Genomic DNA, 1,720 nt, shown 5'->3' with positions numbered 1-1,720 from the left:
GTATTCGGTATTCCCGGTGGTGCGATCCTCCCGGCCTACGACCCGTTGATGGACTCCCGCCGGGTGCGTCATGTGCTCGTGCGCCACGAGCAGGGCGCCGGTCACGCGGCCACCGGATACGCGCAGGCCACCGGCAGGGTCGGTGTCTGCATGGCGACCAGCGGCCCCGGCGCGACCAACCTGGTCACGCCGATCGCCGACGCGCACATGGACTCGGTGCCGCTCGTGGCGATCACCGGGCAGGTCGCGTCCAAGGCGATCGGCACGGACGCCTTCCAGGAGGCGGACATCGTCGGTATCACCATGCCGATCACCAAGCACAACTTCCTGGTCACCAAGGCCGAGGACATCCCGCGGACGATCGCGGAGGCCTTCCACATCGCCTCCACCGGCCGGCCGGGCCCGGTCCTGGTCGACATCGCCAAGGACGCCCTCCAGGCGCGGACCACCTTCCAGTGGCCGCCGACCCAGGACCTGCCCGGCTACCGGCCGGTGACCAAGCCGCACGCCAAGCAGATCCGCGAGGCCGCCAGGCTGCTCACCCAGGCCAAGCGGCCGGTGCTGTACGTCGGCGGCGGCGTCCTGAAGGCGAACGCCACCGCCGAGCTGAAGGTCCTCGCGGAACTCACCGGAGCGCCCGTCACCACCACCCTGATGGCGCTCGGCGCATTCCCCGACAGCCACCCGCTGCACGTGGGAATGCCGGGCATGCACGGTTCGGTCACCGCCGTCACCGCGCTGCAGAAGGCCGACCTGATCGTCGCCCTCGGAGCCCGCTTCGACGACCGCGTCACCGGCAAACTGGACAGCTTCGCCCCGTTCGCCAAGATCGTCCATGCCGACATCGACCCGGCCGAGATCGGCAAGAACCGCGCCGCCGACGTGCCGATCGTGGGAGATGCCCGCGAGGTCATCGCCGACCTGGTCCAGGCGGTGCAGAAGGAGCACAGCGAGGGGATCACCGGCGACTACACCGCCTGGTGGAACGACCTCAACCGCTGGCGCGAGACCTACCCGCTCGGCTATGAGCAGCCCGACAACGGCTCGCTCTCCCCGCAGCAGGTCATCGAGCGCATCGGACAGCTCGCCCCGGAAGGCACGATCTTCGCGGCGGGCGTCGGCCAGCACCAGATGTGGGCCGCGCACTACATCCAGTACGAGCAGCCCTCGACCTGGCTGAACTCCGGCGGCGCCGGAACGATGGGCTACGCGGTCCCGGCCGCGATGGGGGCCAAGGCGGGACAGCCGGACCGCACGGTCTGGGCGGTCGACGGTGACGGCTGCTTCCAGATGACCAATCAGGAACTCACCACCTGTGCCCTGAACAACATCCCGATCAAGGTCGCCATCATCAACAACGGCGCCCTCGGGATGGTCCGCCAGTGGCAGACCCTCTTCTACAACCAGCGCTACTCCAACACCGTGCTGCACAGCGGCCCGGACGCGGACGGCAAGCAGCCGAGCGCCGGCACCCGTGTCCCCGACTTCGTCAAGCTGTCGGAGGCGATGGGCTGCCACGCCATCCGCTGCGAGTCCCCGGACGACCTCGACAAGGTGATCGAGGAGGCGAACTCGATCAACGACCGTCCGGTCGTGGTCGACTTCATCGTCCACGAGGACGCGATGGTGTGGCCGATGGTCGCCGCCGGCACCTCCAACGACGAGGTCATGTTCGCCCGGGACGTCCGCCCCGACTTCGGCGACAACGAAGACGACTGAG

Annotated in this window: 1 protein-coding gene; it reads left to right on the top strand. The window is 69.0% G+C overall.

Going from position 1 to position 1,720, the window contains the following annotated elements:
* Positions 1 to 1,719: acetolactate synthase large subunit (locus tag ACZ4N5_RS43020; protein WP_467762410.1), on the top strand; the 1,719-nt coding region annotated here is incomplete at its 5' end.
* Position 1,720: the final 1 nt, after the last annotated feature.

The organism is Streptomyces sp. NPDC026500 (assembly GCF_055567635.1).
The sequence above is the reverse complement of the archived record's forward strand: the minus strand, read 5'-3'. Positions and strand labels throughout refer to the sequence as shown.